Source organism: Lysinibacillus sp. FSL L8-0312 (assembly GCF_038003285.1).
GTDB classification, from domain to species: Bacteria; Bacillota; Bacilli; order Bacillales_A; family Planococcaceae; genus Lysinibacillus; species Lysinibacillus fusiformis_D.
On sequence record NZ_JBBOOV010000001.1, the window covers coordinates 974,030 to 1,000,140 of the forward strand.

The window sequence follows — 26,111 nt, forward strand, 5'->3', positions numbered from 1 at the left end:
TAGCATCTTTTCTCCAATACCCATGATAGCGCATTTATATTCATAAGTAAATTACATTAATATTATCTTTTTCGATAAGCATAACTTATGACCTTGATTTCTATCCTGATGTTTTTAATTTTTTGATGTGCATAATATCAAGGGTTTGTATTAACGCGGGTTTCTATACCTATCTAACGAAGCATATCTAAATGTATTTAACTGTGGTACAGATTGCGGTACGAGCTGCGGTACACTTTTTGTAAAAAGTGTACCGCAGGAATAAATAGTAAATAAAAATTCATCCTGACACGTATGAGTAGTAGAAAAAATCAATACAACAACTTTTACTTTTAGATTATTAACTTCTTTATAATTAAACATTAAAGAAATGATGCAACTATTTTAATAACTATATAATATACATATACACATATGACAATACCTTACAATTTGTTTCTTCTTGGATAATCAGTTCTGCTTTAATAAAAAACAAACCAGGTGCACATTTGAGCGTCTGGTACCATTCATATGATTAACCAACAGTTTTTCAACTTGTGTTTTTTAAATGTAAATTGCGGAAAAATTTAGGTACTTCTTTTTAAAGACATCGTACTATATTAAAGAGGAGGATTTAATGAAGAAAAATCCGCAGACTGAGGCGAATAAACGTTGGCAAGCGAAGAATAAAGAACGTGCTAAATATCTTAGTGCACGATCTGGAGCACGTAGCTTTATAAGAGACCACGCCTTAGAGGAAGATTTAGACGAGCTCATGGAATTAATATTAGAACGTAAACAAGTATTATTAGAAATGAAAATAAACCAAGATGGCATGTAGCTGTCTTGGTTTATTTATTTTTGTATTTTATTAAGTAATTAATTTGTGGAAATAAAAAAAACCAGGTACTCATTGTTGAATGAGCGCCTGGCCTTTGCTTTAAATCCTAATCAAATTCTTTTTTTATCTGTAATGCAAATTGTTCAATAGATTTTCTATCTTGATAAATTGTAATACCAATACCGGAACGAGTAGCTCTATGAGAGTTATATTCTCCTGCATCAATCCAAAATTGGAATTGATAAATCTGTTCATCAATTAGGTCACTATTATTCGCTAAAATAGCAAATGAAAAAGATGGATCCGTTGAGTCCCATACTTCTGCTTCCAATAATTCGTCCCAATTATTTAATATCAGCGTATGCAGCATTATAAGATCACTTCGTAAAACCAAAAACTTAAAATCTAAATGATGTTCACCACAATTAAATTTAATCAAAATATTACTGGAAACAGTATCACTCTCTATATTAACCACTTCTAAACTTGTCTTTGATGCATCAAATGATCTATCGTATAAGGTTGCCATAATTAAATCTTACCATCCCCAGTTACTACTAATAAATTTCTTAGCGATTTCCCCACTATCAGGTTTGTAAACCGTTACAACCTCTTTTGAATTCCCTATAAACACTACATTAATATTTTGATCTTTATCATAAATAGCTCTAGCACGTGTATGTTTATCCATGAATTTTTTTCCATTTACAATTGCATCAGCAACTTGTTTGGAAGAAAGTTGACGTGCATTAGCCTGTATAACTGCGTGTGAAGAAAATTTCACTGTTGCTTTTGGAATTTGTTTTACAACTAGTTTAACACATGTAGCTGCAACGAACCATACAATCGGAGCGACCCTCGGAGCAACAATAAATTGTTCAGATTCCAGTGAATTCATAAAAGGAGTTCGTGCAGTGTTAATAGAATCCCAAAAATATTGTCTTTCAACATCGGTAAATGATTCATATAGTTCCTTAAATTCTGGATGCTCATTTATATAATTTTCAGTATCTAAAATGTATTTATTATATTCCTCTGTATCTAGTTGAGGAACTAATAATTCAGTTTCCGAATATAAACTTTCATTTTGATCATTATCTGTGAATTCCATTGCTGAGGCAGCTGATGGAAATACAATGCTAATTAATAAAGTAAATGTTAGTAAAATACTAATAATTTTTGTATGTTTCATGATTTATCCCTTCAAACTTGTATTTGATTCACTAGCAAATCCTTACCTCGAGTTAATTATTATCCTATCATTGGTAACTTCCCCAATTCAATATTATGTTCACGCCACTTTTTTGACGGTGTGAACGCCATTAATTTAGCGCTACTCAAAGGAAATTCGTCAAGTCCGCCAAATCACGCCACTTATTCCCATCTTTTTTTAGTGGTATCGATATTTTTTTAGTGCTATATATACATTTATAGCGTTAACTCCATTTTATGCTTGACATTTTCAATAAAAACAAAAAATATTGCTAATAACAAGTTCACTAATTTGACTATTGGCATATCATTTACATTACTATTCTTATAATATTTTTATGAAATGCCCATTACCGATTAAGGTAACAGGCATTTGCTGTTAAACGCTACGTTGTGCAATGATAATCTTCAATCCTTCAAAATCACCACTTGTCATAGTTCCATTATCGAATTTTTCAAGCCATGACTTATCAATCACCTTTTTGTCTACGGCTTGTTGAATGTAATCACGTACTGCAGCTTTTGCGGTTGTGCTTGTGAATTTCATAGTATCATCCTCCTTTTGTTTTTGTGTATCCTCTACAATGAGTTGTACCTTTATGGCACTACTTGAGGGCACGATTACTTGTCCTTCAAATTTATAACCTGCAGGCATCTTCCATGTTGTAGGAATTTCAAAATGAGGTGCATCATACTGACCTACAGGCCAATAGCCTCCCCTAGTGATTCCTAATTTTTTAGCTATTGCCCCAACCTTTGAAAGAGTAGAAATATCATATAAATTTCTTGGCGGTGCTACAGCAATATCCCAAGCTCTACGCGATGTATGATTACTATTTCGTGTCCAGGTAACTACTTGCCCTGGTCTTGTTCTACCTTGCTCATATAGATAGTTTTGGCGAGCTTGGCTACGATATTTCTGTGATGAAAACAAAGTCAATACCTGCCTTGTAGCACTCTTGAAAGAGTAGTCGGCAGGCTGTTTGTGCCATCTTCTCCAGTGTCTTTATAACGCTTCAATAATTTACGGAAAATAGATGTATTGAAATAGAATGTGGCACTTTCTGGATACTCTGCACCTGTTGATCTATTCCCTTTAGCTACACGACCCATAATAGGGACTTGTGTTTTGGTTTTGTCCATACGTGCCTCTAGGTTGATTAGCTGTGCAAATAAATAACGTTTTCCTTCAACCCTCACATACGCTTTCCCTTGTGCACCATGAATAGCATCACGAGCATGCATGGTTGTGTCTGCAAAGTACTGAAGATTCAACGGAATCACTGGTTTCTTTTGTTCCAATTTATTGCCCTCCCCTCTGCTACTACCGTTGTGATATAGAGCTGAGATATAGCCCTGTTACGTTTACAACTTCGCTCGTAACAACAGATTTCAGACAACAGTAAAGTTGACGAATTTAATGTTTTGTTAAATGATTCTGTATTAAAATAGAAAAATAACCAGGTACTCATTCGAGCGCCTGGTTTTTTACGATAAGATGATACATTAAACAGTCATATTCAGTTAGTGCAGAGCTCTTAAAAATAAATGTTTCTTATCTCATAGGTTTATCTTGGAACCACCAATCGCCAACATTATCAACAGCAAAATCTATTTTCCAAGGTCCAATTGTTAGCGATGAATTAATATCTTGATAACGAAACTTGTATTGATATTGATTTATAGAACCTGGGTACCCAGTATTAAATTTATCTTTTGTTCTGACCAAATCCGCTTTCCATGTGCCGCTCACCTGTCTTTCTACTATTAGAGCTGTAACACCAATTGCGCCTAATGCTTTTGATACTTTATCAGATACTAATTTATTAGGAAGCTTTACTCCTAACCATGCACCTATAACAATTACACCTGTCATTAAAGTGGCTACATCACTAAATGATGTAGCTACACCTTTAAAAGAAAGACTGGCTGGAGCTACATAAACATAATCAGTAGCATAAACTGACATATCTGAATTTGTATCTGCATTAAAGTCAGGTTCAGTTATCTCAAGATTAATATCTTTACCATTTAAAGTAGCAATACCAGTAGAACTATTATAAATCAAAGTACTTTTTTCATTTCCGTTATTGAGTGAGTTTACTACAAAACCATCGTCAGTATATTCAACATTAATATCAATATTATTTAAAGAATTAACTAGATTAAAATTAAGCGAACTATCCGTAGTTACAGAATCTACTACCCTATACTCTGTTGGAGCAATTTCTGAGGCATATGCATTAGGAATACATACACTGCTACTTGCAAATAACATAGTTGAACAAAGAGCACTAGCAATTATTTTTTTTGAATTTAACATTTCATCACCTCATAATAGTATTTTTGGTACTATTTTACACCAACTTAATTAGGTATTTATGTAAAGTTATAATTTTCCGTCTCCTTTTTTTTCCTTTCTACTATAATAACTTCTAACAATTAAATTAAAGACAAAAGTCATGATTATCAAATATGCTGGAACTCCCCAATGACCTGTCGTAAATCTATCATAAAACCCCCAAACTAGGACGGATGTAAATAAAAAGACTACTGTTAGTCTTTCTGATTTTGGATAGATTTTATATTTATGCTTTTTTTCCACATCTTTAATATTGTTATTCATTTTTTCGTCACCCCTTTAAATTTTCTTATTAGTATTATATTCTCCAATTAGGGAAAAAATCCCTCTTTCATTTGTTTCTTAGTACTTGGATTCTTGTAGAAAAGCTTCACCCCGTGGATTTGCAACTAGTTATTCATTTATGCATTTTTAATTCAAATGGGGACATACTCATTCAACAAAGGTAGCCCTTCATGTAATACATTTTGTAAGACTACGAATTGAGCTGAAACTCCCCCACCCCTTTGATATCATAGAGTAAATATTTAATAAATACACATACCGATGATGGCTATAGACCCTTTTCAGAAGGGGCATATCAATTAAATTGGAAAGAGCCCAATACATTGGTCATAAGGTACGCGTTTGATTATACGTCTCTACACAGGTAGTTTCACTAAAATATAATTAGTACTTTTGAAGTTTGCACTAGAACTATGCTAGTAAAGGGTCACTACTCGCAGCGTGACCCTTTATTATTTTCTAACCCCACCATGAAACCCATTTAATGTACAATTTCTTTCAAAAACGATGCCGTTCATGCAATAATTCGATTTCATTATTAATTTTCATTCACATAGCCTGTTTTATCCTCAAAATGTGAAGTAACATAAAAGCTCTTAAATCGGAGAATATATTCAGTCCTTTGGGATGAATAATAAAAAAATTTGTAACATTAACATTCATAACACCAATCATTTCAACTCGTTATCACGTTGATATAACTATTTTTTATCTACGGGGCTTGAAAATGGAAATTTATATGCGTTTAGAATTGTTTGTACAAAATTTGAAAAGGTCTATTGACTTTTATAAAAATACAATTCAATTAGAGTTATATCCACAAAATGAGACTAGCTTTAAATAGAAAAACCTTAATGTACTTTTAACGCAATAAAATATTCTTTCAAAGGACCATTATTTCAGCAATATTAATACCTGGCGAAAAGGATATACGCGCTCTTTATATTTATTCTTTCCCAATTGCTCCTGTATCTTTTAAATCTTGCCATTCACTTTGGATTCAATGCCCTTAAAATCGCTAATACTCGAAGGACACTATTTAAATCAGTATCGGGACGTCAAAACAAACCGTGAAAGTTATTGGTGCTTAACAATTTTTTTCAAAAAATATTCCATCGATTTTGTCATATATGCATCTTTCCGTCGTATAAAGACGGTTGAAATAATGCCGTATTTATCTGGGATTGGATGACAATAAACCTTGCCTGTAGTAGAAAGATGTTCAACAGTTGATCGCGGAACAATCGTAACTCCTAGACCAATTGCAACACTTTTTAAAATGGTTTCTAATATGTTAAATTCAATGATCCTTTTAGGGAGTAAGCCCTCGTCTTTAAGCCACTGCTCTAGCTTCGCTCGATAACCGCAACCTTGATTTGACATAAGAATTGGTGTAGTCATAAATTCCTCTATATGAAAAGTTTTTTTGGGGGTTATAAGGACGAGTTCTTCATTACATACATCGTATTGTTCTAAAAGTGGATGTTTAATGGGCCCGGTAATAAAAGCCCCGTCTAATTGGTGATCTGTAACTTCTTTAATGAGTTCTTCAGTTAAACCAGCTTGCAGTGTTAAATCGACATTGGGACACTCTTTGTAATAAGAAGCAAGAATATTTGGCAATATATTCACCGTTTCAACTGTACCAATTTTTAAAGTACCTGCTGGTGAATCACTATCTAAAAATACTTGTTTCAATTCTTCGACATCCTGCAAAATTTTATTAACATATACTAGCATTTTTCTTCCTTCTGCATTTAATGTCATCCCCTTTTTATGGCGGTAAAAAAGCGATGTTTTGAGCTCCTTTTCTAATAGCTTTATACGCGCAGTTACATTAGATTGAACATAATTTAATTCCTTTGCTGCATGGCTCACACTTCCGTGATTTGCGACGCTCTTAAAAATCAACAAGTCTCGTAGTTCCATTAAGTGCTCCTCTTGTAAAATATCATTTTAAATGATGTTATTAATCGTTTTCAATCATTATACATGATGCATATTCTTTTTTATAATGGCTATTGCGGAATTTAAAAAGAATTGGGATATACGGAGTGATAAATGTGAAAAATGTTCAATTATTAAAAGGCGCAGTGGCATGTTTAATAGCAAGTATGTCATGGGGAGCAATGTTTCCAGTCGCGGATCATGCTTTGGCCTACATAGATCCATTCTATTTTTCAACTATACGATATGGAGCAGTAGCTATTATACTAGTCATTTTCTTATGGATAAAAGAAGGAAGACAGGCATTTCATTTTGAAGGAAAAGGAAAGCTGCTAGTCTTCTACGGAACGATGGCTTTTACTGTATATAATGTGCTAATTTTCTATGGCCAAATGTTAATGGGAAAATCAGGTATTATGGTAGCTTCTATTATGGAGGCGCTCATGCCGATGATTTCAATTGGCGTTTTATGGGGATTTAAACATGTGAAACCGAAGAAATACATGATGATCAGTATGGCTATTGCTTTTATTGGTGCAATTTTTGTCATTACAAAAGGTGATATAAGCTTCTTACTTACACTTAAGCATAATCTGTTTTCACTCGCATTTATCCTCATTGGTGTTGTTGGATGGGTGATTTATACGATGGGTGGAGCATCATTTAGTGATTGGTCTACCCTTCGCTATTCAACATTGACATGTGTTTTTGGAACAATTGTAACAGGTTTCTTAACAGTGTTATTTACAATCCAAGGGCATGTGTCTATGCCAAACATAGGAACGATTTCTGTAGTTAAGTATGATTTATTATTCATGATGATATTACCAGGTTTTGTGGCATTACTTAGTTGGAACTATGGCGTAAAAATTTTATCGTCCGTAAATGCAATTTTATTCATTAACTTCGTCCCAATCACAACATTAGTCATTATGATGATCCAAGGATATAAAATAACAATTTTTGATGTTGCAGGGACATTGCTTGTTATTATTGCCCTCATGCGAAACAATGTATATCAGCGTAAAGAAGAAAACGCGCATCAGAAGAATTTACTAAAGGAACAGTTGAGTAAGGTTATTTGATTTAAACGTTTGGAGGTTTTTATATGTATGAAAGTTTATTATTCTTCTTTGCTGCTGCAATTGGCTTAGAGCTTGCTGCAATTAATCGAAATGGTCGAAAAAAAATAGAACAGCAGGCTGAAATGATACAGCTATTAAAAGATGTACTTAGAAAATAATTAAGTTTAATAAAGGCATTATTAGGAATGTGATTACTATGTATCTTCAATGTGTTATAGTGCGTATCTGACTAAGCCATCGACGGGCATAAACCAATTCGAGCTGTGGCGTATACAAACGCTGCGGCTTTTTCTTTATTCATCGCCTTTAAACTATTTGAAACCTTTGCCAGTTTCATCCGTAAATTAATGCAGACAGTTTTCCTTTATCATTATTAGGAGGTTTCCGATGAATACTTTTGCTTTAATAGCTTTTCTATTTGCATCAGCTTCTTTTGCTTTTGCTTCATCAGCTGATGCTAAGATTAAAAAGCTAGAAAAACGTATCGAAGAACTTGAAAAACACAAGTAATTACTTTAATACATAAATAGGTTAATAGAGTGATTAAATTATTTTTTTACGAAAGGAAGGAATGATTAATTAGATGAATAGCATCTCTCCTATCTATAACTCTACATATTCTAGATTATAGAAAGGGGGAGATTTAATATGGGAAATGAAGTTTATAGTACAGACTATGGCAAACATGATAATTTATCATTTGCACTAATCGTTGTCCTATTTATTCTTTTAATTATTGTTGGCGCTCGTTTTATGCATAAGTAACACCTTTATTATTGGCTACATCCATAAACGCCTTCTTTAAGCTACCATAATCTAATGCTATCTAACATCCTTCTACACACTTATTATGATCAAAGGGTCTTCCCCCACCCCAGTGACCCTTTTATTAATTTCTTTTCTTCACCTGCATATATTGTCACAACTCGTTTACTGAACACTTCTTTCAACTATTTCCTTATCTCATTCCTATAGGCTTAACTTCCCTTTTGTCAGCACTGGCTTAGATAATACTTTCACTGTATTCAGCTTCCATGCATAACAACCACTCCTCAAATCACCAAAGTGCAGTTCATCGACCTCTAATTATTTCTGAATTCAATGACCATTTAACTGATTTAGAAGTTAAATGACAAGACCCATTGGTAAATTTGCATTTCCAATTCCATACTTTTGAAGCGCTTTTTTAATTAGAGGACATTCACAATATCCTATGTCCATTGTTTTACCAGCTTGGATAGCAATTGGATCAAGGTGTTGCCCTACTACATGTTTCAATTTTTTCTCACCAAGAGTGATTAAGCTCACTCAAGGTTGCTTAATTGTGGTAGCCTTCATCAGACAATCCCCTTCTAAAGCAAGCTCAACTGCTCATATATTTTTTGACAGGTATGTCTCAAACATGCTATGCACTGTTTCTACCATTTCAAGCAGAACGAACAACTACTTCTGCTACTCCAAAGTGTTCTAACAGCTCTTTACACTACATTAACCTTCATCATTTCGACAGTCTTTTATTTAAAAGATATCCATTAGCTTATGAATATCATTTAGACTGTCTCCAAAACAACATGCTACTACGCAAAAGAATGAAGAGTAAGATATCAAAAGAAAAAACTGTGACAAACATTGTATTTGCCACAGTCTAAAAGCCCCGAATTGAATTGTAGGTGCTATTATAAAATTTTATCCTTACAAATTTAATTATTATTGAATTGGACAGGAATGTACCAAAACTCCTCAAACTTGATGAATGTTCATCGTAACTGCTATACCCGACTATGCTTCCTTGGGTTCAACATGTACATGCACTTCATAAACGCCTTGTTCTTCAACCATATTTTTTTCAACAACAGACGCGACATCGTGAGCTTCCGTTATATCTAAGTTTGCATCTACAAGAATGACGACGTCTATCACCTCGTTGTTACCATAATTTCTTCCTCTGATTTCTTTTAGCCCTTTGACTCCCTCTATTTTTAAAATAATATCTTTGTATGTTTGAAGAATTTTCTCATCAAATCCATCAGAAAGTTCATGAGAAGCTTCTTTAAAGATGTCCCAAGCTGTTTTACAAATGATGAAACCTACCACTATAGCAGTTACCGTATCCAACCAAGGCATATGTAGTTGTGATCCTAAAATCCCTACAGCAGTGCCAATACTTACCCAAGCGTCTGACAAATTATCTTTAGCGGCAGCCATGACTGCTTTACTGTTTATCCTGTCAGCCAATTTTTTATTGTAACGATAGACAGCATACATAACCACTGCTGATCCTAACCCAACATAGGCTGCGATCATATCTGGAGATTCTTTTCCACCTTGAAAAATGGACGTAAAAGCACCCACTAATACTTGAATACCAACGGCCATCATAATAAATGAAGCTACCATCGATGCAATGGTTTCACTTTTCCAATGACCGTATCGATGATCATGGTCTGCAGGTTTTTGAGAAAGCTTTAGCCCTATAAGTACTGCAATAGAAGCAATAATATCGGTCGTATTATTTAGCCCATCTGCCTTCAAAGCTTCTGAACCCGTCATGTATCCCATTGCAACTTTTATGATGGACAAAACTATATAGGCAATAATACTGATGATTGCGCCACGCTCACCTAATTTAAGATTATTATATCTTTCTGCTTCCAATTCACTTACCTCCCACTTACGTACATTTTTATAATAACAACTCAACATCGAGTGGGTCTACAGCAACCTTTTTGCCTTACTATACATAAGTAGGAGGAGTATAAAAGTGTTGATTATGGGAAAAAATACAGCCTTGAGGAAGAAGCTTAGTCACTGGTTGAAAACCTAGAAATTATTATTTTAAACGAATAAAATAATATAGAATCTGTTCTTTAAGATTTTTTCCTCCAACGAACACACCTTACAAAACTTGGTCATTTCCATATTTGGGAGTGACCCTTTTTATGTTAGGTCATTTGTTGACATACAAAGAGCCTGCCCCAATGCCTAAGCAAGACTCTTAATCTCAACTTTCTATCCTCGCAAAAACCCACCTTCTGAATGAATGATTTGTCCAGTTATCCATGTAGCCTCTTCACTTGCAAGAAAGCTAATGGTTTTCGCCACGTCATCCGGCGTACCAATCCGACCCAGTGGAAATTTCGGTAACAGATGGGTTCTAATGCCGTCATTCATCCAAGTAGAATCTGTTGGCCCTGGATTGACAGCATTTACGGTAATATCTAAGGGAGCGAGTTCTTGAGCTAAGGACCTTGTAAACGCTGAAATAGCTCCTTTCGTCGAGACATAGGCTAATTCCCCAACCATCGGACCTAAATCCTGACCTGATGTCATATTAATAATTCTGCCTGCTTTTAAATTGGCCTTTTTCCACAGTCGGGCAAATTCAACAGAAAGAAGAAAGGTTGACCTCATATTGACTGCGTAATGTTGGTCGAGTGTTAGCGCATCTAACTTTAAATAGCCATCTTGTGCTGAATGAGCTGCATTATTTACTAGAATGGAAGGTACGCCTAGTTTTTCAACAACCTTCTGACATATCGTTTGTGCTGCCAGTGGATTTGATAAATCAATCGTCATATCTTCACAAGAGACCCTCATACTCTCTATCTCCATTTGGAATTCATCAATCCAAGCAGGATCAGCTTGCCAGTGTGTGAAAAAAATATTTACCCCATCCGCAGCCAATCTTCTGCAAATAGCTGTACCAATATCTCTTGGATGACTTGCACCTGTAACGATAGCTATTTTATTCATCATTCTTAACCTCCATTTTATAGGATATAGAGGTGTTCGTTGATATAAAAAAGGAGCATAACCAAACTGGTCTGCTCAGTCTTTAGTATTAACGTACAACCTCACCCTAAATAGGCTCTCCTCTCTATATAAGAGGGATGTGCTACTATTTATTTCATAGATTGTTTATGCCAGAGTTTTTCTATACAGCTCTTTCCTAATCAATGATCTGCATTTAAAAAACTTTTGTCATAACCCTTTAATCTAAAATTTTGATATTATTTTGAACATCGATAGAAAATTGCTCTACATCATAATGATGTTTCTTAATCATGTCTTCCGCTAGCTGATAAACCTGCTTTTGTATCCTGTTATTTTTCTCTTGTGTTAAATTAATCCTTATCTGAATTTCCTCAGATGTAATACTATGATCGATACTGAAGATGCCATAATTTTGGTCAATCATTTCTTCAAATAGATTGGCTAGGACATCATTATAGCTTAGTCGCGTTGAGCTAGGCTCTGCTGGTTCGTAAAGATTTTTTAACGTTAATTGAAAAAAAACGGGATTTAAATTATTTTCTTTCAACACGTTCAACATAATTTCTTCTATTTTTTGTTTGGTGCTAGTATCAGCCTTGTCTGGTAATGACACGAGAAGTTCGATTTTGTCATTAGGCAGAACCCCGTAATCTAATTGAAAGCTATAATTTTCTTTGCGCAGGGCATGGGAAATCTCACTGATTAAAAATTGATATTGCTGAATATAACCCAATAATTCATTATTGCTGGGCTGTGACACTGAAACATTGGATTTTTCAGCATATTGAATAGGTGCATTCGCCAAAAGGAAAAATCCACTACAAACAATAACAGCTAGTAGAAACCATAACGTAAATACCTTTTTGATAAACATTTATAGCCCCCTTATTCGGGACTATATGCAAGTTCTGTAAAGCTAATTACGGTAGAATCTTATAAAACAACACACGATCTTGATTTTCGCCACCGTAATTGCTGTGGACGGACACCTTATCCATCTCTTTGTCACCCTTTTCCATTCTAAAGCCCATATTCGTATGAAAGGCTATCGAAATTTCATTTATAGGTGACGTGACACATTTCACAATATTTCGATGATATTGCTTCACTACATGAAAGAATACGTCGTACAACCTTTTTGCAATATTCTGTTTTCTGTAATCAGGATGGACCCCAACAAAATGGATAAATGCTTCATTTGAGTTGGCCTGCGATAAAAACCCTACAAGAAAGCCAATAATTTCGCCATCCTTTTCCATAATTAGGCTAGTATTCGTAAAATGATCAAAAAATAATTTGGGCAGCTTATCTGACATATTCCTATCTCCCCACCACTCATTAATCAATGGAGATAAAATATAGTAATCTGAACTTTTTAAGCTACGAATGTTCATGGAATCCCTCCTCTATTTTCAACTCATCCTGTAACATTGGTAATGGATTAGGTGCTACTACAATTAAATAAATCGTTACAATCACCCTGGCAAACACGCTACCAATACGTATGAATTTGATTTACAAATCAGATAACGTTGGCGTTTCTTTATAGCGCCAACGTTCAAAAAATAAAACTTTCCTCTGGATTATATAAGCACCATATACAATAACCATAAACAGGTATGGATAAAACAATGCTGATGAATAACATCTATATACCCTCCATCTACAATGTTAAATCATATTCTCATTTTACCCTACCATTTATTTCAATTTCAATGATTCAATCAAACCTTTGCCATCACTAATGATTTTAACGTATCACTTAACGTCTGAATGCGATTGGTCGTATCGGTCATCCTCACCAGTAGCTGATTTTCATCTTCCACTGAATGTAAAATATCGCCAGTGGACTCAGCATTTTGCTCGGTCATTTTATTAAGTCTTTCAATTTGCACTTGGATTGTCTCGAACTGTGAAATCGCACTGCTTAATTCATGCATTCCCCTAGTTAAATCTGTATTGGTTTGAGCAAATGAATCCTTCAAGACATTTAAGAAATGACTGACTTCCTGCAACAATTGTTCCCCATGCTGTAACGCTTTCTCACCATCGTCAGAACGTTGATGTGCTGCTGTTGATTTTTCAAACAAGGTTTTCGTCACATTTGTAATACTTACGGTAATCGCCGCGCTTTCCTCTGCTAGCTTGCGTACCTCATCTGCCACTACGGCAAATCCTTTACCATGCTCCCCTGCTCTGGCCGCCTCTATGGCCGCGTTCAATGCCAATAAATTGGTCTGCTCTGCAATATGCGTAATTCCCTTTAATAGGCTATCTACCGTTTGCAAGCTGTGCTGTAGCTCATTTACAGTTTCTGCAGTTGAGCTCATCGCATCACTCATCACGCTCATCTGGGCCATCGCCTCCTGCATTTTGTTCCAACCTGCCAAAACCTCCTGCTGCAGCTCAGTTGATTTTCCTACAGTATCCTTTGATATGGTCAAAGTTTCATTCACGAAATGGACGGAATCGCCCATTGTGCCATGAATCACTTGCAGACTAGAGGCTTCCTGCTGAATACTTGCCGAAATAGCCTCTGTCGCTAGCAATATTTGTTTACTAGAGCCTGAAATCCTTTGCATCGTTTGCTGGAATTGCGTGACATGCTCATCCAAGGCCTGACTGCTTTTTTCGATTTCAAGAAAGGTATTTTGTAACTGATTGAAGGATGCTTGTACCTCATTTTGCTGCGCCTTTGCATGTTCAATCAGCTCATTCCCCCATTTGGCCAGCAAATAAAAGACAATAATCACGCCATTCATAATCGCTAGAAGTGTTACAAAGACGATGATATCATCAAATGGGCCCAACAAGGATGACGAGTTGACCATATATAAAATGAAAAAGCTAAGATTTGTTAGAATACCAAAGAAGACAATTAATTCTTTTTTAAAATACAAGGCAATAATGGCCACCGTGCATAGTAAAATATAATGCTTATTTAATGAAAAGCTATCAAGCAAAAATAGTGTAAAAACAACACTTGATGGAATTAAGCCAAAGATAAAACCTTTGACATACGTTTTGATGGGTAATAAATAATTACAAACTGCCAATGAAATGACAGCAAGCCCAATAAATAAAAAATGTATTCCTTTCGATAGAATCATTGGTCCGCAAATTAAAATGGCTAAGATTGAGATGATAGCCAAATTGACACGGTGGACTTTCCGTGTGTCGTAACGAATTTTATTCTCCATTTTTATCCCCCTAAAAAATGAATGGACATTCAGTTTAATTTTCTATTATTATATAGTATAACTACTACTTTTTGTAGCTAAATATTGCATTCGAAAGCATATTTTAGTCATTTTTGAAATAAAAGGGGGAAATACATTTGACTAATGTCCAACAAATCGCACCAAATTTCTATTGTATTGACACACATGATTTAAATCGTGTGCAGCGAACGAGCTCCTATTTATTAATGGATGAAAAAATTGCCTTGATCGAAACTTCTGCAAGCCCTTCCGTTCCTTATATTATGGCAGGATTAAAGGAATTAAATATTGCATTAGAGGATATTCACTATGTAATCGTGACACATATCCATTTAGATCATGCTGGCGGCGCAGGTTTATTTTTACAAAGCTGTCCTAATGCCAAATTAGTAGTCCATCCACGAGGGTCGGCTCACATGATTGATCCAAGTCGCCTTATTTCCAGTGCAAAGAGCGTTTATGGTGCTGAATTTGATAAACTCTTTGATCCAATTGTGCCTATCGATGCTACGCGAATTATTGAGGTTAGCCATGAACAGCGTCTATCTTTAGGACAACATCATTTAACGTTCTTTCATACAGAAGGTCATGCTAAACATCATGTTTCAATGCTTTATTCTGCTACAAATGGCTTGTTTGTCGGGGATACAACAGGCGTTCGTTACCCAGAAATGGATGGTGAAGCGATTGATTTAATCATTCCGTCGACTTCTCCAAACCAGTACGACCCAGAAACAATGGAGCTATCTCTTCAATTGTATGAAAAGCTCCATGCAAGTGAACTATATTTCGGCCATTACGGTGCGTATAAAAATCCAACAGAGGCTTATCGTCAGGTGCGCTATTGGACGCCTCTCTTTCTAGCAGAGGGTAGAAACGCACAAGCAACATCAAGCGACTTCCAGCAGCAAGTTCGCTATCTAGATGATCGCTTAAAGGCTCTTTTATTCAGCTATTTACAGGAAAACGACATTCCCACAGATCATCCAGTCTATCAAACAATCCCGTTCGATACGATTGTGTCATCAATGGGCATACTGGACTACTTAGAAAAAGTAAATACCCAGGCGTCACGCTAACAGTAAAAAGAGGTGTCTCTAGTGATTTTGGAGACACCTCTTTTCGGGGCCACAAGGAAACTTGCGAAACGCTTAGCTTCTCCACTTGCATCCCTATAAAGGGGACTGCTGCTAATGTAGTCAAAACTAGCCTGTTTTTCAGTAGGATTGCTTTTTTCCTACTAGCTGATGCTTGCTTATTCTTTTTACTAGGTTTAGAAGGGCCATGTATTCACCTAGATAAATTTGAAAAGGAATCATTCTTTTAAACGATCCAAAGCAGCTTGAAAATCCTGTTGCTCCCCCACCTCACGAAATGATTGAAAGGGGTTACTCCCTTTTTTCATACGTTCCATGACAGCAGGAATCGTGAAGAACTCTGGTGATAGACTCTCATGAACTTCCCCCCAATGCAGAGGTGTTGCGACTAAGCCCTGTACATTGCCACGAGTGGAATAGGGAGCAATAATGGTTTTACCCTCAGCATGCTGTAAATAATCTAAATATAATTTTTCATGACGATTCTTTTTTAAACGCTCCATTGTATATAAATTCGGTTTTTGCTGACATAAAAAACGACAAACAAATTCAGTAAACACACGCACCTCTTCATAGCTAAAAGTATTTTCGGGTAATGGAATATAAAGCTGTAAGCCTTTCCCGCCCGATGTTTTGACAAAAGATTGTAGATTAAAAAAGTCAATAATGTCCTTTAAATCAAGTGCACCTGTAATAGCTAATGAAAAATGCTGTGCTGAGGGAGGATCCAAATCGAAAACAATTTCTGTTGGATAAATGGAATGCTGTGTCTGAAATGGAATGTGCAGCTCTACAGCCAGTTGATTTCCTAACCACAAAAGGGTTTCCATATTGTTACATATTATAGTATCAATATGATCCATCGCCGTCGTTGCCACAAAATCAGGCAGTTTTTCTGGTCTACTTTTTTGATAAAAGCTTTCTCCTGGAACACCATGTGGAAATCGTATTAATGTTAGTGGACGATCCTTTAGAAAAGGTAATAAATAGGGCGCGATGCTTTGTAAATAGGATAAATAATAATCCTTTGTTATACCCATTGCAGGCCACACTGGTTTCTCTGGATGGGTAATGGGTACTGATTCGGGGATTGGAAAAAGCTGCCGCTGCATATGCTGCCATTGACAATCTTCTGGTGATAGCTCTAATCGAAAAGCATGAAATCTAGGCTCTCGAAGCTTACTGCCGTCGAAATCTATACATGCGATATCGACACAAATAGAGGGCTCTAACTGCCATAGTCCTTTATGGCGCTGCCCATTTGCCTGAAAGAATGCGACAAGTGTTTGCTGTTCTTCTTCAGCCATGCCATGCTTAAATGTAACGACTTCTCGTACTTGTCCCCCATCATAAATTGAGCCATGAAAATAGCCATTGACCTGATCATACTGCGTTACTATGACCGTCACATAACGCCAATTTTTAATTTTTAACCAATGACTAGAACGGGTGTTATCCAGCCATTTACTTGTTTTCTTCTTCGCCACCATGCCCTCACCATTGTAAACCTTGATGGCCTGCCATACATTCTCTCTGTCCTCATCACCTTGGATCATTTGTATAGACCTTGGATCCTCATAGTCGACGCTTGGCAGTTTTAATCTTGTTGCAAGCTTGGACAATTGCTCTTTACGTGTTTTTAAATAGCGGTTTTGCAGTGACACCCCTTTGAAAACTAGCACGTCAAACACAAGATAGCGAAAAGGAAAAGCTTTTGCATGTGTCTCAATGGCATCTTGATTTTGCATTCTCCCTCTTTTTTGAACAATGGCAAATTCGCTTTTGTATTGATTGCGTAAATAAACTAACTCCCCATCTAAGGTTAGTGGTAAAAATGCTTGAATGGACGCATGTATTTGCTGACAAAAAGCCAAAATTTCAGGAAACAAGTGGTTTAAATTTCGACCATTACGGCTAATGAGCAGCGGCTCTTCATCCCAAACTAATATACAGCGAAAACCGTCATATTTCGTTTCAAATAACCATTCACTGCCACTAGGAATATCATTTGTTTCCGTTAAAAGCATTGGTTTCATTTCACCATACCTACTTTGCTTTTTATTTTCAGTGTTTGATGATTTCAATTTAAGATACATAAAAAGCATCAAAATATATCATAGTAAGAAAAACGAGGTGACAAACAATGCATACAGTGTGGAAAGGCAGTATTTCCTTTGGACTGGTTAATATCCCTGTGAAACTACATGCCGCTACTGAAAATAAAGATGTTAAATTGCGACAGCTTCACAAGGAGTGCCATACGCCGATTAGCTACAAAAAGGTTTGCGAGGGCTGTAACCAAGAAGTAAAAGATGAAGAGATCGTCAAAGCTTATGAATATGCCAAAAATAAATTTGTCGTGTTGGATCAAGAGGATTTAGAAAACTTGCGTAAGGAAAATGAAGATAAAGCTGTGGAAATTATTGATTTTGTGCAATTAACTGAAATTGACCCCATTTATTTTGAGCGCACTTATTTCCTCTCTCCTGATGCAACCGGAGCTAAAGCCTATTCTTTATTACGTAAAACATTAGAGCAATCAGGAAAAATTGGCATTGCTAAAATTATTATTCGATCTAAGGAACAGCTTGCCATCGTGCGCGTCTATCAAAATGCCCTCGTGATGGAAACCATTCACTATCCAGATGAAGTGAGAAGTGTTGGGGATGTTCCAAATATTCCAAGTGAACAGGATGTTGTACCAAAGGAGCTTGAAACAGCTCTATTGCTGGTAGACCAATTGACGACTACATTCAACCCTGAAAAATATACGGACGATTACCGCAATGCTTTACTAGAATTAATCGAGGAAAAGAAAGGTACGAATACGATAGCGACCAGTGATAAACAACGTCCAATTCCTGATAATGTCACAGATTTAATGACAGCACTACAGGCTTCCTTAGATAAAACAAAAAAGCCAGCTACAAGAAAGCGTACTACACGCACAAAGAAAAATGCTTAAAAAAAGCGTATCCTTTTATCGGGATACGCTTTAGAATTGTTGAAGGAAGTGATCCAAATCCTTTTTATGCTGAACTACTAAAATTTTATTTAACAGATCGCTTTGTTGTTTAAAAAATTTAGGTTTCCCCTTCTGCTCAAAGCGTTTATTCCAACGAAACATTTTAAAGAAAATCGAAAATGTTGGCTGATAATGGGCTTTTTCGATACCGATTTTTTGTTTCATAAACCGCTTCATAATACGGAAGACACGAATAGGATAAGGCGTATTGAGAAAGATGATGCAATCAGCTTGTTGGAAGCTTTCAACAACCCACTCCTCTTGATGAATTCCTTCAATAATCCAAGTGTTCGTTTGGAGAATGCTTTGTAAGTGCTCCTTTTTTTCTTCATCTGTTCGCCTAATATCCCCTGAATCCTTTCGAATCCATGCCACATTATCTAATTCATAAAAAGGAATCTGATAGGTTTTAGATAATTCCCTCGCTAATGTCGTTTTCCCACTGCCAACAGATCCAATAATATGTATTCTTTGTGGAAATCCTATCGTCACCGAATCATCTCCCATCTTATGTATCTTTGTAGAAATATTCCCTTTATTATACAATAATTTCAACAATGGTAAAGAGGAGGTTCCTATTTCTTACCTCCATTTAGAAAGAGACTTTATCATCATATTTGATACAGTCGAATGTAAATTCTCGCATCTTCGGATAAAGAGGCTCGATTTAAGCCTCTTTTCTCACCTGATAATGCATTTGCACCATTTGACCATATCGCTTTGTCTCCAGTAGCCTTAAATTTTCGAACGGACGTGGAAATTTAAACAAAGATATCCCTGCACCTAGCAAATGGGGAGTAATGGTAATAATCCATTCATCAATTAACTGTTCCTGTAAAAAGGCGTCTAGAATCCCCGCACCACCAACCATCCAAATTTTTGCACCTTGTTGTTCTTTTAATTGCTTAGTAAATGCGACAACATCCTCTTGAACAAACGTCACATGTTTATCTTTCCCAGATTGAGATGTTGTAAACACATAGCACCTTTTATCAGGATATGGGAACGTATCGCTATGCGCTAAAATATAATCGTATGTTCGTTTGCCCATAATAACAGTATCAATAGTTTGATACATATCGGAGTAGCCATTATCTCCTTCCCCTTCTGTTTCTTCAAGCCACTGTAAATCATCATTTTCCTTGGCAATAAATCCATCTACACTTAATCCGATAAATACCACTATTTCTCGTGACATCTCGTCAACTCCTGTTCTTTTGAAAATCTCTTGTACAATCTCTATACTAGATATAAAACATGACAACTATTGGCATGATTAAATAAAAAGGTGAAAAAATATGTCCAAAGCCAAACGATTAATTGATATTTTGTTATTTGTCAGTGCTAAAAAGAAATTTACAGCGCAGGAAATTGCCGACACATTCAATATTTCGGTGCGAACGGTGCATCGTTACCTTTTAGATTTAAGTGACATGGGGCTACCTATCTATGCGGAGCAGGGCAGACATGGCGGCTATACAGTATTGTCAAATGCGATTCTCCCCCCTATCTTATTTACTGAGGAAGAAGCGGTCTCTATTTTCTTTGCGTTCCAATCTTTGCATTATTATCGTGACTTACCTTTTAATACCGAAATGAAGTCTGTTTCTCAAAAGCTTTATGATTCCTTACAGAAGGAGGCCAAGAAAAAGGTGGATACGCTGCAATCCTATATGGCCTTTTGGAATCCTAAAAGGGCCATTACAACACCACTCTTAACAGACGTTTTAGAGGCAATCATCAAGCAATCACAATTGCATATCCAATATGAATCAAAGTCTGGTATCACTTCAAAGCATGTCCAGCCTATTGGTGTGTACGCTCATGATGGCTTATGGTATATGCCTGCGTTACTATTATCAAACGAAAAAATTTTACTCTTTCGTGTTGATCGTATCCATGCCATTGAAGCCAGCGATGAAAGCCATAAGACGACTATGAATTTGCAGCAATGGCTCGAAAGTGCCTATGAACCTCAACATCCTATTCGCTTATATGTAGAATTATCAAGTGAAGGGGTTCTAAGTGAGCCACATCTTGAAAAAGCTGTTGTCCTACTTAGTGATGGTACAGGCTATATTGATACGATAATCGATCAAGGTGAACTTCAATTTAATAGCTCCCTTTTCTTTCGCCTCGGTCCACATGCGATTGTCAAAGAACCTCAAGCATTAATTCAACTATTGCGTCAGCATGCACACGAGCTATTAGAGATATATCCAGAGCCAAATGAAAGCTAATCTGTTAGATGACAATTTCGTCAGATTCGTGTAACCTTCATCGTTACTACTTTTTAGTAAACTATCTTATACTTGGCTTTGAAGGAGGAGATGACCGTTGCAACCAACCGACAACAACAAACGAATTGATACATTAGACTATTTAAGAGGATTCGCTCTACTTGGCATTATTTTAGTTAATATTCCCGCATTAATGTGGATTGAACCCCCTACATTAACGAGCGATATTGCCTATAGTCGCTTTTTAACTCTTTTTATAGAGGGTAAATTTTTCATCATTTTTTCATTTTTATTTGGTATAGGATTCTATCTTTTTATTTCTCGTGCCCTTGCAAGAAATGAAAAAGCTTATTCCTTATTTAGTCGCAGACTTTTGATGTTATTACTTATGGGGATTGTCCATTTCTATTTCCAACCAGGTGAAGCCTTAACGGTCTATGCCATTTTTGGCTTTTTAGCCTTGCCATTTTATAAAATACGCAAACAATTCAATCTAATCATTGGATTAATCCTATTAGCTATTACTGCTTATTGGGGCCTTAAAATTTTGATGCCCTTTCCACTTATTTTGCTAGGTCTAACTGCTGGTCAATATCGCTTATTTGAAAATATCTCAATTCATCGAAATAAAATCATACTAGTAACGATTGTTATGGGCTGTATAAGTATTGCTAGCTGGATTTATCAATGGCAGTATGTCCCTGATGCAATCGATACGATGGATCAGCTGTCCAAGGATCAGCTAGACGTCCATATTACAAATATCGAGCAATTTGCATTAATCGGATTACAGTTTAGCCCATTCGCTTCGGCATTTTACATGGGGACAATCATTCTATTACTACAAAACTCTTTATTTCAACAACTGTTATCACCATTAAAGGCATATGGACGAATGGCCTTAACCAATTACTTGGGGCAAACCGCACTTATTCTAGTAATCGGTCATGCCTTCCAGCTCATTGGACAGCTTCGTTACATTGAGTCTTTGTGGATTTGTCTAGGTATTTATGTTTGTCAATTGCTCTTTAGCAAGCTATGGTTACATTTTTTCCGCTTTGGTCCTATGGAATGGCTGTGGCGAATGTGCACCTATTGGACAGCCCCTCCCCTACGCCAAAGCAAAAAAGGGCACTAATTATTTATCGTCAATGATAAACACCTATCAGTATTGGATTAAACGTCATATATTGGTAATGTACCCTACTCGCTTTCCATCTTTGCTCATATCTTCAGCAAGAAACACATCCCCATTTTATTTGGTCACTTATTGCATACATACGATTACGGTCAGAAATATGCAGATGTGACTAATTTAAAAACAGCGTAAGCCCAGTGCTGACGCTGTTTTTTTATTTTTATAAAATAGCTATAAGAACCGAAAGTAAACATTTGGGACACTTTATAGGAAACAAAAGAAAATAAATCTAGTGACTCAAACTGTAGATAAACTATTTCTGGAGAGTTCAGATGCTAAAAATAGTTTGTCTCTTGCTTTATAGCAAATTTATCCAACATCATTTATACCTAGTGCTTTCTATGCTACAATTTACTATAAGTGAGGAAAGAAGGGTGTCTTATGAAAATATCTGTTTATGTTGCAAGTGCATTTAGCAAGGATCATAAAGGCGGAAATAAAGCAGGAGTGGTATTTATTGAGAATACATTGACCACTACTCAAAAAATGGCAATAGCCAAACAACTGGGCTATGCGGAAACCGCATTTATATCAGAATCTGAAATTGCTGATTATAAATTTGAGTATTTTACACCAAAAGAAGAAGTTGATTTATGTGGTCATGCCACAATTGGCTCTTTCGCGATACTGATGCATTTAAATAAACTTTTCAGGAATAGCTATACGATTGAAACGAACAGCGGTGTCCTTACTATTACCATAAAAGATGACATCATATTCATGGAACAAAACAAACCGAAATTCTATGATATTGTATCTCCAAACGAGTTCATCGACTGTATTGATAGTAAAGCTATAGACAATAAATACCCAATTCAAATTGTCTCCACAGGCTTAAAAGATATTTTAATTCCTATAAAAAGCGAAACACGATTACATGCACTGCAACCTAATTTTGAAAAAATTAAAACAATCAGCAAGTATTATAATGTTGTCGGGATGCATCTATATACTTTTAATGACAATCGAATTATATGCAGAAATTTTGCTCCACTATACGACATCAATGAAGAAGCAGCGACTGGAACTTCAAACGGTGCATTAGCTTGCTACCTTTATGAAAAGCACTACTTGCAAAAAGAAGTCTATGTATTTGAACAAGGGTATTCTTTACACTCACCTTCCGAAATATTAGTTAAATTAGCAACCAATAGCAAGAATGAAATAGAAAAAGTTTATGTTGGCGGCAAAGGCTATTATTGTGAAACTAAGTGTTTAAATGTAGAAAATATTGAGTGTAAATAAAAAGGTTGAGAAAATAATTTCTCAACCTCAGACTGTAGACAAAGTATCTGATTATTCGATGCTTTGTCTTTTCTTCTTGGTAAAATGCAATCAAATATACCGCTAAAAAAATAGTTGTTCGTCACTCTTATAATCCTTGGACTAACATCTATATACGCGTTAATGCGCCATTAGGCTTTGGTAACTCTTGGGCTGTTATTTGATTCATTTTGCAAAAATGTTTAAAAAATTGTTGTGCCAGCTCTCGTTCATTTGTGTCACTTTTTAATGAAACTATATCAAGCAAAATTTGAGCCATCCATAAATTTTCAAAATAACGATATTTACCTGTATTCCATGTCATTTTTTCAGGGAATTTTTCATTGATATAATAGTGCCAGAAAAGCAGCTGATCCGATTCCTGTTCTGTAAGTTGAATTCTGTATTTTGAATGAGCTGGAATATATCCATCTTCACAAAGCTTGCCGACAAAGTTTTCATTCACCATATAGACACCTAAGATACGTCTGTCTTTTTCAAGCATGCTGGAATCTTTTGCTGTTAAGAGGACAGCGCTATTTTGGTGCAAACGGCTCGGTTTGTTTGGCTTTCCTTTGTTATTACCACTTTTTAATATGCCCGAAAAAACTTTCCACTCTGAAAAAGAACTATCCTGTTCTTCTGTGTCACACCAAAAAACCATTTGTGATGCAGGATGAAGTTTATGGTTTTGCATAAGTTTTTCGTGTTCCAAACGAAGTACCAGTTTTTTTCTTTGTAGTATTTTTTCCTCTTCCTTCTTCCATTCTTCCTCTTTTCGCTCAATTTCCTTTTTTTGTATAATTTCTTCAAGTAACTTAGCATCACTTTTATCATGTATTTTTAGGTGCTTTCCAAATACATCAGGGAAAACAAACCTTTTATTTTCCGATCCGAAATGTATTTCAATACTAGAATCATTATGCTTAACTATACTACCTATGCCAAAACGCTTGTGTGTAACTTTCTTATTGATTAGATTCATTATTCTAGTCCTCCTTAAGGAATAAAAACTCGGTTACTATTAGATAGTAAATTAATCATTTTATTCAACTAACTTCCTTTAAAGCACACATAACTGTTTTGATTTTTTCTTCGGCTTAAAAAAGGATATTAAAAAAACGTACCCAAATTCTATCTGTAAAAAAGGACATCTGAATTCGAAATACGATTTTAAAAAAGTAATTGTAAGACTATTATAACATTTTTTAAAAAAATTACAAATTTATTATTGACATCATATTTTACCATAAGGTAAAATGATTATTTATTCTTTGAATTACCTTGAAATAGCTATGTAATAAAAGCCTCCAAAAATCGCAAAATTTCTGGAAAACACCTCTTTAAATAACCACTTGATTATTGGTGCTAAACATAGGAGGGCTTCATGAAATCAATGATGTTCCCTATAAAGAGACTCCCCTGTTGCAAAAGTTTTTTGTAAGAAAATCAAGTTAGGGGTTTTGTTCTAACAAGCTTCTCACCTTCCTCTGCTTTAGATAGCAGCTTATTTAATTGTGGTCGGTCTGCTTTCGCTCCAGTGAATTTCTCTTTGTTAATAACCGTTGCCCTTCACTCACCACTATTATTCAAAACCTGTCATTTTAAAAAAATGCATTTTATACGCCTATTTGCTTGCAGAATCAACAACCACTCCAATCAGAGCTAAAAAACGAGCCCAGTGTTATATTGTTGTAGGTGGTTTTCTATTGCCTCTTTGCCAACATCAGTAACCTTTTAGGCTATGTATGCCAAATGATTCTTCACCTGTCACTTATCCTAAACATATAATGCAAATAATACCCTTTTTTGTAGGGAGGATTTTATGAAAAATAACAAGGGCTATAGGAATAGCGAGGGGATCGAATCAGTTAGCCAAGCAGCTAAGCTGGCGGTCATTGCAGGAGCCATTACAACACTCGGTGACGCAATAGCGACTATTGCGGCTGGTCTTGCTTTAGAGGATGAGTTGAAGGAAAATGAAAGCAATAGCAATGATATTGACAAACTACAAAAGCAAATTGACGAATTAAATTATGAATTGAAGCAATTAAAAAGGATGTTACGTTAGAACAGTATTTATACCAAAAAACGACAATATCTTTTGGATATTGTCGTTTTTAGGCTATTTAGCAGCCCAAAGATCAATCTCTATTTTAATATCTGGTAGCCCTAAAGCCGTAACATAAGCAACAGTCATAGAGGGATAGGAATCACCAAACATGGCTTCCCATTGCTGATCGAAATAAGCCCAATCAATCTCCTCTGTTGCCCAAATGTTAGCCTTGACTACATGACTAGCATCCAATTCCTCAGCTGCTAAAATCGTTTCTATATTATTAAATGTATTGGTTATTTGTTCCTCGAATCCTTGAGGCAATTGATCATCTTGACCAATACCTATTTGTCCTGAAAATGCATACATTGTTGCATCTTTCGGGATGATTGTTACATGGCTATATTTTCCGACTGGGTAAGGCACCTGCATTGGATTTTTACGCACTATTTTTACTGTCATCTTCCATACTCCTTTAGGTTCTTATTTTTCTAAAAAAGGGCAAACTTATCCCTTGTTCAACGAT

29 protein-coding genes are annotated in these 26,111 nt (G+C 35.7%); 11 read left to right on the forward strand and 18 right to left on the reverse strand.

Translation table 11 applies throughout. The annotated features are described in order from the left end of the window. Window positions 1-616 precede the first annotated feature (616 nt). Entirely contained in the window at window positions 617-820 is a 204-nt protein-coding gene (locus tag MHI22_RS04965) for a hypothetical protein (RefSeq protein WP_058843690.1), read from the forward strand. Window positions 821-926: 106 nt separating this feature from the next. On the opposite strand, the gene MHI22_RS04970 is transcribed toward MHI22_RS04965, so the two are convergent. The 7 genes from MHI22_RS04970 to MHI22_RS05000 all read right to left on the reverse strand — a co-directional run bounded on the left by MHI22_RS04970 (window position 927) and on the right by MHI22_RS05000 (window position 6,608). After that, complete coding sequence (locus tag MHI22_RS04970; protein ID WP_036116903.1) at window positions 927-1,349, reverse strand: hypothetical protein; 423 nt, start codon at window positions 1,347-1,349, stop codon at window positions 927-929. Between the two features lie 9 nt (window positions 1,350-1,358). Beyond that, on the reverse strand, window positions 1,359-2,012 hold the full coding sequence (locus MHI22_RS04975) for a DUF4258 domain-containing protein (RefSeq protein WP_089932753.1): 654 nt from the start codon (window positions 2,010-2,012) through the stop codon (window positions 1,359-1,361). Between the two features lie 399 nt (window positions 2,013-2,411). Then, complete coding sequence (locus MHI22_RS04980; RefSeq protein ID WP_036116908.1) at window positions 2,412-2,966, reverse strand: M15 family metallopeptidase; 555 nt, start codon at window positions 2,964-2,966, stop codon at window positions 2,412-2,414. Window positions 2,967-2,968: 2 nt separating this feature from the next. Then, on the reverse strand, window positions 2,969-3,334 hold the full coding sequence (locus tag MHI22_RS04985; RefSeq protein WP_170829827.1) for a phage tail tube protein: 366 nt from the start codon (window positions 3,332-3,334) through the stop codon (window positions 2,969-2,971). 253 nt (window positions 3,335-3,587) lie between these two features. Beyond that, a complete protein-coding gene (locus MHI22_RS04990) occupies window positions 3,588-4,355 on the reverse strand; it encodes a hypothetical protein (RefSeq protein WP_058843688.1) in 768 nt (255 codons plus the stop codon). Window positions 4,356-4,421: 66 nt separating this feature from the next. Next, on the reverse strand, window positions 4,422-4,658 hold the full coding sequence (locus MHI22_RS04995; RefSeq protein WP_036116996.1) for a hypothetical protein: 237 nt from the start codon (window positions 4,656-4,658) through the stop codon (window positions 4,422-4,424). 1,098 nt (window positions 4,659-5,756) lie between these two features. Then, complete coding sequence (locus tag MHI22_RS05000) at window positions 5,757-6,608, reverse strand: LysR family transcriptional regulator (protein ID WP_271910046.1); 852 nt, start codon at window positions 6,606-6,608, stop codon at window positions 5,757-5,759. A 185-nt stretch (window positions 6,609-6,793) separates the two neighbouring features. On the opposite strand from MHI22_RS05000, the gene MHI22_RS05005 reads away from it, so the two are divergent. The 4 genes from MHI22_RS05005 to MHI22_RS05020 all read left to right on the forward strand — a co-directional run bounded on the left by MHI22_RS05005 (window position 6,794) and on the right by MHI22_RS05020 (window position 8,476). Then, window positions 6,794-7,711, forward strand: a complete 918-nt coding sequence (locus MHI22_RS05005; RefSeq protein WP_445668845.1) for a DMT family transporter — start codon at window positions 6,794-6,796, stop codon at window positions 7,709-7,711. Between the two features lie 23 nt (window positions 7,712-7,734). After that, window positions 7,735-7,869: a YrzO family protein gene (locus tag MHI22_RS05010; protein WP_080717008.1), complete on the forward strand. Its 135-nt coding sequence runs from the start codon at window positions 7,735-7,737 to the stop codon at window positions 7,867-7,869. A gap of 229 nt (window positions 7,870-8,098) precedes the next feature. Further along, window positions 8,099-8,221 carry a hypothetical protein gene (locus MHI22_RS05015; protein ID WP_340811187.1) on the forward strand — a complete coding sequence of 41 codons (123 nt, stop codon included), beginning with the start codon at window positions 8,099-8,101 and terminating at the stop codon, window positions 8,219-8,221. Between the two features lie 138 nt (window positions 8,222-8,359). Beyond that, complete coding sequence (locus MHI22_RS05020) at window positions 8,360-8,476, forward strand: YjcZ family sporulation protein (protein ID WP_082673696.1); 117 nt, start codon at window positions 8,360-8,362, stop codon at window positions 8,474-8,476. A 360-nt stretch (window positions 8,477-8,836) separates the two neighbouring features. Here MHI22_RS05020 and MHI22_RS05025 read toward each other — a convergent pair whose 3' ends face one another. The 6 genes from MHI22_RS05025 to MHI22_RS05050 all read right to left on the reverse strand — a co-directional run bounded on the left by MHI22_RS05025 (window position 8,837) and on the right by MHI22_RS05050 (window position 14,685). Then, the gene (locus tag MHI22_RS05025) at window positions 8,837-9,019 is read right to left on the reverse strand and encodes a hypothetical protein (protein ID WP_340811188.1); all 183 of its coding nucleotides are present in this window, start codon (window positions 9,017-9,019) and stop codon (window positions 8,837-8,839) included. Window positions 9,020-9,490: 471 nt separating this feature from the next. Further along, complete coding sequence (locus tag MHI22_RS05030; RefSeq protein WP_340811189.1) at window positions 9,491-10,366, reverse strand: cation diffusion facilitator family transporter; 876 nt, start codon at window positions 10,364-10,366, stop codon at window positions 9,491-9,493. A 354-nt stretch (window positions 10,367-10,720) separates the two neighbouring features. After that, on the reverse strand, window positions 10,721-11,467 hold the full coding sequence (locus MHI22_RS05035; protein WP_371327984.1) for an SDR family oxidoreductase: 747 nt from the start codon (window positions 11,465-11,467) through the stop codon (window positions 10,721-10,723). Window positions 11,468-11,702: 235 nt separating this feature from the next. Beyond that, window positions 11,703-12,359, reverse strand: a complete 657-nt coding sequence (locus MHI22_RS05040; protein ID WP_340811190.1) for a hypothetical protein — start codon at window positions 12,357-12,359, stop codon at window positions 11,703-11,705. A gap of 46 nt (window positions 12,360-12,405) precedes the next feature. Continuing rightward, the gene (locus MHI22_RS05045; protein WP_036117011.1) at window positions 12,406-12,879 is read right to left on the reverse strand and encodes a GNAT family N-acetyltransferase; all 474 of its coding nucleotides are present in this window, start codon (window positions 12,877-12,879) and stop codon (window positions 12,406-12,408) included. 330 nt (window positions 12,880-13,209) lie between these two features. Continuing rightward, window positions 13,210-14,685 carry a methyl-accepting chemotaxis protein gene (locus MHI22_RS05050; RefSeq protein WP_036117013.1) on the reverse strand — a complete coding sequence of 492 codons (1,476 nt, stop codon included), beginning with the start codon at window positions 14,683-14,685 and terminating at the stop codon, window positions 13,210-13,212. 137 nt (window positions 14,686-14,822) lie between these two features. Here MHI22_RS05050 and MHI22_RS05055 point away from each other — a divergent pair, with 137 nt between their 5' ends. Next, a complete protein-coding gene (locus MHI22_RS05055) occupies window positions 14,823-15,785 on the forward strand; it encodes an MBL fold metallo-hydrolase (protein WP_340811191.1) in 963 nt (320 codons plus the stop codon). A gap of 236 nt (window positions 15,786-16,021) precedes the next feature. On the opposite strand, the gene MHI22_RS05060 is transcribed toward MHI22_RS05055, so the two are convergent. After that, window positions 16,022-17,839 carry a DNA ligase D gene (locus tag MHI22_RS05060; protein ID WP_340811192.1) on the reverse strand — a complete coding sequence of 606 codons (1,818 nt, stop codon included), beginning with the start codon at window positions 17,837-17,839 and terminating at the stop codon, window positions 16,022-16,024. 107 nt (window positions 17,840-17,946) lie between these two features. Here MHI22_RS05060 and ku point away from each other — a divergent pair, with 107 nt between their 5' ends. Beyond that, window positions 17,947-18,768 carry a non-homologous end joining protein Ku gene (ku, locus tag MHI22_RS05065; protein WP_340811193.1) on the forward strand — a complete coding sequence of 274 codons (822 nt, stop codon included), beginning with the start codon at window positions 17,947-17,949 and terminating at the stop codon, window positions 18,766-18,768. 30 nt (window positions 18,769-18,798) lie between these two features. Here the strand turns inward: ku and MHI22_RS05070 are convergent, their stop codons facing one another. Further along, entirely contained in the window at window positions 18,799-19,320 is a 522-nt protein-coding gene (locus MHI22_RS05070; protein ID WP_338651274.1) for an AAA family ATPase, read from the reverse strand. A gap of 175 nt (window positions 19,321-19,495) precedes the next feature. Then, entirely contained in the window at window positions 19,496-20,026 is a 531-nt protein-coding gene (locus MHI22_RS05075) for a dihydrofolate reductase family protein (protein ID WP_340811195.1), read from the reverse strand. Window positions 20,027-20,126: 100 nt separating this feature from the next. Between MHI22_RS05075 and MHI22_RS05080 the strand changes: the two genes are divergently transcribed. The 3 genes from MHI22_RS05080 (at window position 20,127) to MHI22_RS05090 (ending at window position 23,511) form a co-directional block, all read left to right on the forward strand. Further along, window positions 20,127-21,068: a helix-turn-helix transcriptional regulator gene (locus MHI22_RS05080; protein WP_340811196.1), complete on the forward strand. Its 942-nt coding sequence runs from the start codon at window positions 20,127-20,129 to the stop codon at window positions 21,066-21,068. Window positions 21,069-21,165: 97 nt separating this feature from the next. Continuing rightward, complete coding sequence (locus MHI22_RS05085; protein ID WP_340811198.1) at window positions 21,166-22,206, forward strand: DUF418 domain-containing protein; 1,041 nt, start codon at window positions 21,166-21,168, stop codon at window positions 22,204-22,206. 441 nt (window positions 22,207-22,647) lie between these two features. Beyond that, window positions 22,648-23,511, forward strand: a complete 864-nt coding sequence (locus MHI22_RS05090) for a PhzF family phenazine biosynthesis protein (protein WP_340811199.1) — start codon at window positions 22,648-22,650, stop codon at window positions 23,509-23,511. Window positions 23,512-23,659: 148 nt separating this feature from the next. On the opposite strand, the gene MHI22_RS05095 is transcribed toward MHI22_RS05090, so the two are convergent. After that, window positions 23,660-24,514, reverse strand: coding sequence for a hypothetical protein (locus MHI22_RS05095; protein WP_058843676.1), 855 nt, complete (start codon window positions 24,512-24,514; stop codon window positions 23,660-23,662). Window positions 24,515-25,354: 840 nt separating this feature from the next. Here MHI22_RS05095 and MHI22_RS05100 point away from each other — a divergent pair. Next, window positions 25,355-25,600, forward strand: a complete 246-nt coding sequence (locus MHI22_RS05100) for a hypothetical protein (RefSeq protein ID WP_036117032.1) — start codon at window positions 25,355-25,357, stop codon at window positions 25,598-25,600. 54 nt (window positions 25,601-25,654) lie between these two features. Here MHI22_RS05100 and MHI22_RS05105 read toward each other — a convergent pair whose 3' ends face one another. Next, on the reverse strand, window positions 25,655-26,047 hold the full coding sequence (locus MHI22_RS05105; RefSeq protein ID WP_036117034.1) for a RidA family protein: 393 nt from the start codon (window positions 26,045-26,047) through the stop codon (window positions 25,655-25,657). Between the last annotated feature and the right edge of the window lie 64 nt (window positions 26,048-26,111).

Excerpts from the sequence above, each read along its gene's own strand:
- MHI22_RS05035 (WP_371327984.1), bottom strand. The coding sequence starts at position 11,467 with ATGATGAATAAAATAGCTATCGTTACAGGTGCAAGTCATCCAAGAGAT.
- MHI22_RS05045 (WP_036117011.1), bottom strand. The coding sequence starts at position 12,879 with ATGAACATTCGTAGCTTAAAAAGTTCAGATTACTATATTTTATCTCCA.
- MHI22_RS05050 (WP_036117013.1), bottom strand. The coding sequence starts at position 14,685 with ATGGAGAATAAAATTCGTTACGACACACGGAAAGTCCACCGTGTCAAT.
- MHI22_RS05095 (WP_058843676.1), bottom strand. The coding sequence starts at position 24,514 with ATGAATCTAATCAATAAGAAAGTTACACACAAGCGTTTTGGCATAGGT.
- MHI22_RS04990 (WP_058843688.1), bottom strand. The coding sequence starts at position 4,355 with ATGTTAAATTCAAAAAAAATAATTGCTAGTGCTCTTTGTTCAACTATG.
- MHI22_RS05015 (WP_340811187.1), top strand. The coding sequence starts at position 8,099 with ATGAATACTTTTGCTTTAATAGCTTTTCTATTTGCATCAGCTTCTTTT.
- MHI22_RS05105 (WP_036117034.1), bottom strand. The coding sequence starts at position 26,047 with ATGACAGTAAAAATAGTGCGTAAAAATCCAATGCAGGTGCCTTACCCA.
- MHI22_RS05000 (WP_271910046.1), bottom strand. The coding sequence starts at position 6,608 with ATGGAACTACGAGACTTGTTGATTTTTAAGAGCGTCGCAAATCACGGA.
- MHI22_RS05020 (WP_082673696.1), top strand. The coding sequence starts at position 8,360 with ATGGGAAATGAAGTTTATAGTACAGACTATGGCAAACATGATAATTTA.
- MHI22_RS05080 (WP_340811196.1), top strand. The coding sequence starts at position 20,127 with ATGTCCAAAGCCAAACGATTAATTGATATTTTGTTATTTGTCAGTGCT.
- MHI22_RS05100 (WP_036117032.1), top strand. The coding sequence starts at position 25,355 with ATGAAAAATAACAAGGGCTATAGGAATAGCGAGGGGATCGAATCAGTT.
- MHI22_RS04965 (WP_058843690.1), top strand. The coding sequence starts at position 617 with ATGAAGAAAAATCCGCAGACTGAGGCGAATAAACGTTGGCAAGCGAAG.
- MHI22_RS04975 (WP_089932753.1), bottom strand. The coding sequence starts at position 2,012 with ATGAAACATACAAAAATTATTAGTATTTTACTAACATTTACTTTATTA.
- MHI22_RS05075 (WP_340811195.1), bottom strand. The coding sequence starts at position 20,026 with ATGTCACGAGAAATAGTGGTATTTATCGGATTAAGTGTAGATGGATTT.
- ku (WP_340811193.1), top strand. The coding sequence starts at position 17,947 with ATGCATACAGTGTGGAAAGGCAGTATTTCCTTTGGACTGGTTAATATC.
- MHI22_RS05010 (WP_080717008.1), top strand. The coding sequence starts at position 7,735 with ATGTATGAAAGTTTATTATTCTTCTTTGCTGCTGCAATTGGCTTAGAG.
- MHI22_RS04995 (WP_036116996.1), bottom strand. The coding sequence starts at position 4,658 with ATGAATAACAATATTAAAGATGTGGAAAAAAAGCATAAATATAAAATC.
- MHI22_RS05040 (WP_340811190.1), bottom strand. The coding sequence starts at position 12,359 with ATGTTTATCAAAAAGGTATTTACGTTATGGTTTCTACTAGCTGTTATT.
- MHI22_RS05090 (WP_340811199.1), top strand. The coding sequence starts at position 22,648 with ATGAAAATATCTGTTTATGTTGCAAGTGCATTTAGCAAGGATCATAAA.
- MHI22_RS05005 (WP_445668845.1), top strand. The coding sequence starts at position 6,794 with ATGTCATGGGGAGCAATGTTTCCAGTCGCGGATCATGCTTTGGCCTAC.
- MHI22_RS05060 (WP_340811192.1), bottom strand. The coding sequence starts at position 17,839 with ATGAAACCAATGCTTTTAACGGAAACAAATGATATTCCTAGTGGCAGT.
- MHI22_RS04970 (WP_036116903.1), bottom strand. The coding sequence starts at position 1,349 with ATGGCAACCTTATACGATAGATCATTTGATGCATCAAAGACAAGTTTA.